The following is a 7,534-nucleotide window of genomic DNA, read 5'->3' on the forward strand; positions in this document are numbered from 1 at the left end:
AAATGGGTTTCTGGACATTCTCTAGTCACCCATTTTTTTTGTTTGTGTTAGTCCTTAACTTGATTTTAATAATGCTTTTGTTCCTGACTCCCCTAATGTTTTTAATTGGCGTTTAATTTGCCAGAGTAATAGCCCGAAAATAGCTATATGTCCCATAATTGCGATCGCATTAGTTATGGCAGCAGTTTCTGAGGATATAATTACAACTGGTGCCAACACAGAAAACAATAGTGAACTGTGAGCAGAGTCCCGAAAAAGCATTGCTAACAAAATCGTTGGTACGATCATCACAGCGGCTAAAATCACATTAGTCCATAACAACCGCCGCCCATTTTTCATCAATAACATTAACTGTGCTACCGCTGCATAAATTACTATTAAAGTGAAGACAAAAGTTAAGGCAAGAAGAATATTTAACTTATGCAATACAGGCAGCGATGAGGCTAAAATGAATATACTGCTACCGATGACATAAATTAGAGCGTTGATGGCGATCGCCAATATGTTGGGACTTTTTTCGCCCCAAATTAAATCTTTGATTAATTTGTGCTTTCCAGGATAACTATGACTATAAACGTGCTGATATCTCGCCCACTCTTGAATTGTTTGCCGATGGGGTGTTAATGCAGCAATCAGATATAAAAATAGCCAGAAATTGGCAAACATTAAAAGCAATATATCCCCATGGATATATGTCAAGTTTTGCCAATTAGCACATCCTACAGTTATGATGGTAAAAATACTAGTTAATAAATAACTCTGCTGTTTACTTAACATGGTAGTATGGGAGACACTATAGCAACGTCTGATAGATTGCCAGAAAAAGTAAGTGCCAACCAGGGAAATTAATAAACTAAAGCTGATGGTTATGGCAACATTCTGTCCTAGTGATATACCGAACCAATGAAAATTCCTAAAGCTGAAATCACCCGAAGAGTTAGGAATGAAATATTGCGGCATAATTAGCTGCAATGCCATCAGTGTATATGGTATAAAATTCCTGCTATCTATAACTTTATAGAATAGAAAAATAGCTATAAGTAAACCAGTTCCTACCCAACTTTGAACCCCACCTAACCAAGAAGCTATTAAACCAAATAGTAATGCACCGCTATAGTAGAAAATGGTAAAGACCAGGGAAATGCCATAAAAAATTAGGATCTGTTCTAAGGATATTTGAGCATTTAAACCTAACCACAAATGCCAAGGAATTGCGAATAAAATGGCAATATATAAATTGATGGGAACCCCAAGGATTTTACCCACAAGAATGCTTTGAGGTGATTGGGGAGCTAGACGTATAAAACCGAGGGTATCTCGGCTGGTTTCCCTGGCTAAATCATCGATGAGTAAATAAACTCCGACCAACACAAGAGCAAAAACGATGATTAGACTCAGAGAAGAGAAAACATCATCATGCCATGCTCGCCAATTAATAATTACCTTACCATACTGATCAACAGCACATTTAAATTCTGAATTTATCCATTCACCTTGACAATAACCTGGAAGGGAATAATAGATACTTTCCTTTGTTGGTAGTTCAGCTTGGTAGTAAATAAACAGCATCAACTGAACGAGAAAACTGATAAATAATGCTAATAAAACGTTGCGAGTTTTTAAACGTCCCTTAATTTATCGTAAGAATTGAGGGTTTAATTCACCTAAGCCAGAGATCATATTCCCCATCATGAGCCTACTCCCCGAACAGATATACACAGATAATTATTGACTTGTTAGGATGCTTGTTTGTGCCCTAATTTTAAGAAAATACTTTCTAAATCTTCTTGTGTACTGTGAAAGTTACTGATAGAACAACCCGATAGAACCAGAGAACGCAATAAATCAGCGCCATCTTTTGGTGTACCGGTAAAACTGACCTTGAGACTGTTTTCACCGGGGATTTTTTGCCAACTTTGCACCAAGGAATAGTTTTGTAATTCCTGCTCGATTAACTCTAAACTTCCAGGGGTTGATAAGATAATGTGTTGTTGAGAAAATCGTTGGTAGATTTCTTCCAGGGAAGCGGTTTCTACTAAACACCCCAATTCCATAATGCCTATACTAGTGCATAGTTCCGCTAAATCACTGAGAATATGGGAAGAAATTAAAATAGTCATTCCCGCAGATTGCAAAGCTGTAATGATGTCGCGAAACTGCATCCTAGCAATAGGGTCAAGTCCAGAAACCGGCTCATCTAAAATGAGTAAAATTGGTTCGTGAATAATCGCCCGCGCCAAACCTAAGCGCTGCTTCATCCCCCGGGATAGGGTAGAAATTAGGGCTTGACGTTTATTCTCCAGTTGGATAAGTTCTAAAACTGCGTGTAAGCGTTGGGTACGATATGGTTCCCGCAAATGATACAACCGGGCAAAATAGTCTAAGTAATCCCAGACTGTTAAATCTTCATATAGGGGATAGTTATCGGGTAAGTAGCCAAGACGACGCTTGAGAGTTGAGTTACTCTTGTCAAATTCTAGGGGATGACCATAAAGATAAATTTCCCCCGTGGTTGGTTGTTCAGCAGTGACCAACATCCGGATGAGAGTGGTTTTCCCGGAACCATTGGGGCCAATTAATCCATATACTTCACCCTCTGGGATTTCTAAATCAACATTGTTGACAACAATATGTTGATCAAATTGCTTAGTTAATCCGCAGGTACGAATTGCTAATTCTTTTACCATAGCTGTTTTGGTGCAGTTATGTTTGAGATAGTAACATACCTTTTGGATACAGCTTTGATAAATATTGTGACAAAATTACGATGGACTGCGAAGCAAAGCGATCGCGATAACGTGAAACTAGAATCCGCCGGACTCTAGCCGTGGGGAGTGTCAATAGTTTGACCATGTTTGGTTAATCAAAGCAGGTTTGTGTAGAGGGATAAACTGTTTGCCAAACTTGGCGTAGAGAGCCGGAATGACTAATAAAGTCAAAGCGGTAGAAGTAAATAAACCGCCCAAAACCACAATTGCCAAGGGTTGTAGAATTTCATTTCCTGCTCCACCGGCGATCGCCAAAGGCAGCATACCTAGTGCGGAAGTAAACGCGGTCATCAGGATAGCATTAACTCGTTCTAGAGAACCGTTGACAATCACATCTTTGAGGGGCATTCCCTGAGCCAACTTATGGTTATAGTTGTCTACCAACAACAAGCCATTGCGGACAGCAACCCCAAATAGGGTAATGAATCCAATCAAAGAAGCAATGGACATCACACCGCCACTCAAGGCAATAGAGACAATACCACCCACCAAAGCCAAAGGCAGATTGAGCATGATGGCGATGGTCGCGCTGAGGGATTTAACACAGAAGAACATCAACACCGCAATCAAGATCGCTGCCAAGATACTAAATACCAGTAGATTATTAGTAGCCCGTTGCTCCGATTCAAACTGTCCGCCGTACTGGATGAAGTAGCCATTGGGGAGTTTGATTTTCTGTTTAATTTGGGATTGAATATCACTAACAACACTGCCCAAATCACGCTCGGCAACGTTTGCCGAAACAACTATCAGCCGCGATACATCTTCCCGATTCACCACATTTATTCCCATACCGTAGTCTACCGTAGCTACAGCACCCAGTTCGATGGTTTGCCCAGTAGGGGTAATCAGAGGAATAGCGCGAATGGCATCTAAACTATTGCGGGCTTTCTCCGTCAAGGAGACATAAACATCAATGAGTTGCTGATTTTCTGCCACTTGCGAGACTACACGACCATTGAGGGCAGTTTCCACCACGTTCGATAACTGCCCCATACTCAATCCATAATTAGCGGCCGCCGCGCGATCGTAATGGATTTGTACCTGACGAATGGGCAGTTGGGGTTCGAGCTGCAAATCTACAACCCCAGGGATGGGCTGAATCACATCTTGTACTTGTTCGCCAATCTTCCGCAGTTCGATTAAATCAGGGCCAAAGATTTTGACAGCGATCGCACTTCTCACCCCCGACAGCACTTCATCCATGCGGTGAGAAATAAACCCACCAATGTTAGATGCCACACCAGGCAGTTTATTGAACTCTTGCCGCAATTGTTTAATGCTGGCTTCCCGGTCTTGGAGAGCGAGATCGCTGAGTTCTACATCTACATGAGCCATACTTACTCCCGCCCCGTCTGCATCCCCTGGAGTGCGTCCCGCCCGTACTTGCACCCACTCATATAAAGGATGATCTTTAAGCGCACTAGACAGAGCCATCCCCGCCCGATTGGTCATATCCAGAGAAACCCCTGGATATAAAACCATAGAATTTACCAATGATTTCTCCTGAAATTCCGGCAGAAACACCCGTCCCAGGGAGGGAATAATCGCAAAAGCGGCAACCAATGCTGCCAGGGCCACACCCAGAATGATTTGAGGGTATCGCAGGGACAGATTTAACAGTGGACGATATAACCGTTCTGCCCCACGGGAAATGAATGTACCTTCAGGCGGTAGGGTTTGGTTTGCCAGCAGAATTGCACACAGGGCAGGGGAAAGGGTCATAGCCACCAAAGTAGAAGCACAGATGGAAAGCAAATACGCCCAACCCATTGGGGCAAAAATGTTGCCTTCAACCCCTGTCAAACTAAAAATTGGTGCAAACACGACGACGATAATCACTGTAGAAAAAATCACGGCTAACCGTACTTCCACAGATGTGTCATAGACCACCTGAAAGGGATGCTTGGGGTTGCCCTGGGCCTGATTGCTTCGCAGACCCCGATAACAGTTTTCCATGTCCACGATTGAGTCATCCACAACTGAGCCAATGGCTACGACTAAACCCCCCAAGGTCATAGTGTTAATGCCTAAGCCAAAAGCTTTCATGAACATTAAGCCAATTAACAGTGACAGAGGAATTGCACTCAGTGTAATTACCGCAGTACGCCAATTCATCAGAAATAACAGCATAATTACTGATACAATGATGATGCCTTGCATCAGGGAACTGCTGACATTGACAATGGCAGTATCAATAAAGTTAGACTGCCGGAACGTTTGTTTCACTTGCACATCAGGGGGAAAGGTTGTTTGCAGGGATTGCATTACCGCTTCTACTGCTTTTGTCACCGTGGGAGTATCAACATCAGGCTGTTTGTTAATCATCATCACCACAGCCGGCTGCCCATTAAAACTAGCATCACCCCGCTTGAGTGCCGCACCGGTTTTTACTTGCGCCACATCTTGAAGCAAAATCGGTTTCCCATCTTGCACCTTGACCACCGATTGCTGCAAGTCTGCAATTGATTTTACCTGGCCAATACCGCGTACCAACAGTTCTTGACCGCCACCAATGAGAAATCCACCAGGAGCGTTAGAATTTGCACCCTTAGCCCCATTGGTAACTTCCGTCAAGGAAACCTTGAGCGATCGCAATTTTGCCGGATCAACTAACACTTGTTCCTGTCGTTCATCCCCACCGTAAACGCTAACTTGGGTGACTCCCGGCACAGACAAAATTTGATTGCTCAGGGTAGTATCCACCAGACGGCGCAAATCCATCAGGGAGGTTTTACCCTGGCCATTCACAGTTAAGGCATACTGTAAAATTGTCCCCAATGGTGATGCTAAGGGTGAAATTGCCGGCGGATGCACCCCTTCAGGTAACTGATTGGTCACCTGTTGGAGTCGTTCGGTCACTGATTGCCGGGCTTGATAAATGTCGGCATCCTGGTCAAACACCACCTGCACCATTGACAGACCGACTTTGGAGGAAGAACGCACCGTAGTTACCCCTGGCAAACCATTCACCGCGCTTTCAATCGGCACGGTAATTTGTGATTCCACTTCCTCTGCAGCTAGTCCAGTCGCTTCGGTGTGAATATCCACCTGGGGGGGCGCAAATTCAGGAAACACGTCTAGTGGCATCTGAGTGACAGTGAACACTCCCCACAGGGTCACTAAAATCGCACAGATAACTATGAACCAACGCTGGGTAATTGAGTTTTTGAGAATCTGATTGACAATGGAGTTCAACATCTCAATTAAACGCCTCCCTTGTTCTTGCGATTCCCTGCAATAACAGCGATCGCACCGCCCACAAGGACGACTCCACCACCGACTCCTGCTAAGATACCCATTGGTAATCCACTAGCCTGCTGTGTAGTATCCTGATTTTCTGCTTCAGCTAGGGTTGTGGGAGTCTCACTGGCTGTTGGAGTCCCAGGGGTATCCGCAGTTTGGGTTTTGCGCGATTCGGCATATAGGGACAAACCACCTTGAGTAACCAGTTTTTCGCCAACTGACAATCCTGTGGTGACTGCGATTAGTTCGCCTTTGGTCGCACCGGTGGTGACTTCCACAGGCTCATAAAAATTCTCATACTGTACAAAGACTATCTGCTTACCGTTGGCATCAACCAATGCTGTCACCGGAATCATCACGGCAGACCCGCCTTGAGCAGAGGAGGCGATCGCTGTGACCACAATACCTAATAGTTGATCGGTTTGGGGATTGACTTTCACCCGATTAATGCCACCGGTTGCTTGAAATTCATCACCATGTCCGACATGAGGAAACCCGACTGTAGGGACACAAACAATTAAACTGGCTGCCAGAATCGAACTCATTAGCCGAAAGGATTTCATGATTACTCCTCACAAGATAGGGGTTAAACAAAAGTTCTCCATAAGTTTGCCAAAGGGCAGATGAAATTCAGGTGAAATGGCAGATGTTTTTGTAAAATATATGAAGCTCCCTCATAGTTGATTCTCTGGAGCAATGCGAATTTTACTGGTAGAAGATGAAGCGGATTTGGGACTGGCAATCAAGCAAGTCTTAATTAGCGAAAGATATGTAGTGGATTGGTTGACAGATGGCACTCAAGCCTGGCTATGGCTAGAAAGCCAGTGGACAGATTACACAGTTGCGATTGTTGATTGGCTGCTCCCCGAAATGTCGGGATTGGAGTTATGTCGGCAGATCAGACTGCACCAAAATCCCTTACCAGTGCTGATGCTCACTGCTTTGGGGCAGCCGTCAAATCGTGTGGCGGGGCTGGATGCGGGAGCTGATGATTATTTGGTCAAACCGTTTTTCATGGAAGAATTGCTGGCACGGTTGCGGGCGCTACAGAGGCGATCGCCTCAACTACAACCATCCACCCTGACTGTTGCAGGTTTTACTCTGGATACAGCCAACAATGTCCTAGGAGTGAATTTAGATCGGTCTACGCCCCTGCTGATTCCCTTAACTACCAAAGAATTTCAGCTGCTCATGTATTTGATGCAGAACCCCAATCGGATCATTCCCGGTAGCAAATTGCGTCATCAAGTTTGGGACATGGATAAAGAACCTATTAGTAATGTAGTTGCAGCGCAAATGCGCTTATTGCGGCGTAAGTTAGCAAATCATGGCTGTCCGTGTCCTATTGAAACTGTTCCAGGTGCTGGCTATCGCTTTAACTGCTATATAAATCCTAGACAAGTCTAGACATTTATTTCTTACTTCAATGGGAGCATGGGAGCGGTTATCCCTCAGTAAGCTTTCAAGGTTTAGCCAACCTCGATAAGTTAATTGCTGCGTTTAAATCCCTATCCATTGAA

General features: G+C 44.2%; 6 protein-coding genes. 1 reads left to right on the forward strand and 5 read right to left on the reverse strand.

All coding sequences use genetic code 11. From position 1 onward, the window contains the following. Nucleotides 1-54: 54 nt before the first annotated feature. From PN457_RS13230 to PN457_RS13250, 5 genes are all read right to left on the reverse strand, one after another. Nucleotides 55-1,569, reverse strand: a complete 1,515-nt coding sequence (locus tag PN457_RS13230; protein ID WP_271733818.1) for a hypothetical protein — start codon at nt 1,567-1,569, stop codon at nt 55-57. A gap of 167 nt (nt 1,570-1,736) precedes the next feature. After that, nucleotides 1,737-2,687 (reverse strand): ABC transporter ATP-binding protein, encoded by a 951-nt coding sequence (locus PN457_RS13235; RefSeq protein ID WP_271733819.1) that lies wholly within the window; start codon nt 2,685-2,687, stop codon nt 1,737-1,739. A gap of 16 nt (nt 2,688-2,703) precedes the next feature. Further along, nucleotides 2,704-2,853: a hypothetical protein gene (locus PN457_RS13240; RefSeq protein ID WP_271733820.1), complete on the reverse strand. Its 150-nt coding sequence runs from the start codon at nt 2,851-2,853 to the stop codon at nt 2,704-2,706. Continuing rightward, the gene (locus PN457_RS13245) at nt 2,838-5,969 is read right to left on the reverse strand and encodes an efflux RND transporter permease subunit (RefSeq protein ID WP_271733821.1); all 3,132 of its coding nucleotides are present in this window, start codon (nt 5,967-5,969) and stop codon (nt 2,838-2,840) included. The genes PN457_RS13240 and PN457_RS13245 overlap by 16 nt, the downstream gene beginning before the upstream one ends. A gap of 5 nt (nt 5,970-5,974) precedes the next feature. Continuing rightward, entirely contained in the window at nt 5,975-6,577 is a 603-nt protein-coding gene (locus PN457_RS13250; protein WP_271733822.1) for a permuted SH3 domain-containing protein, read from the reverse strand. Between the two features lie 133 nt (nt 6,578-6,710). On the opposite strand from PN457_RS13250, the gene rppA reads away from it, so the two are divergent. Beyond that, nucleotides 6,711-7,421: a two-component system response regulator RppA gene (gene rppA, locus PN457_RS13255; protein ID WP_271733823.1), complete on the forward strand. Its 711-nt coding sequence runs from the start codon at nt 6,711-6,713 to the stop codon at nt 7,419-7,421. The last annotated feature ends 113 nt before the right edge of the window (nt 7,422-7,534 follow it).

The organism is Anabaenopsis arnoldii, from assembly GCF_028331025.1.
GTDB classification, from domain to species: Bacteria; Cyanobacteriota; Cyanobacteriia; order Cyanobacteriales; family Nostocaceae; genus Anabaenopsis; species Anabaenopsis arnoldii.

What these genes read in the sequence shown, in the direction of transcription:
- PN457_RS13230 (WP_271733818.1), bottom strand. Translation starts at nt 1,569, where the DNA reads ATGCTGTTTATTTACTACCAAGCTGAACTACCAACAAAGGAAAGTATC.
- PN457_RS13235 (WP_271733819.1), bottom strand. Translation starts at nt 2,687, where the DNA reads ATGGTAAAAGAATTAGCAATTCGTACCTGCGGATTAACTAAGCAATTT.
- PN457_RS13240 (WP_271733820.1), bottom strand. Translation starts at nt 2,853, where the DNA reads ATGGTCAAACTATTGACACTCCCCACGGCTAGAGTCCGGCGGATTCTA.
- PN457_RS13245 (WP_271733821.1), bottom strand. Translation starts at nt 5,969, where the DNA reads ATGTTGAACTCCATTGTCAATCAGATTCTCAAAAACTCAATTACCCAG.
- PN457_RS13250 (WP_271733822.1), bottom strand. Translation starts at nt 6,577, where the DNA reads ATGAAATCCTTTCGGCTAATGAGTTCGATTCTGGCAGCCAGTTTAATT.
- rppA (WP_271733823.1), top strand. Translation starts at nt 6,711, where the DNA reads ATGCGAATTTTACTGGTAGAAGATGAAGCGGATTTGGGACTGGCAATC.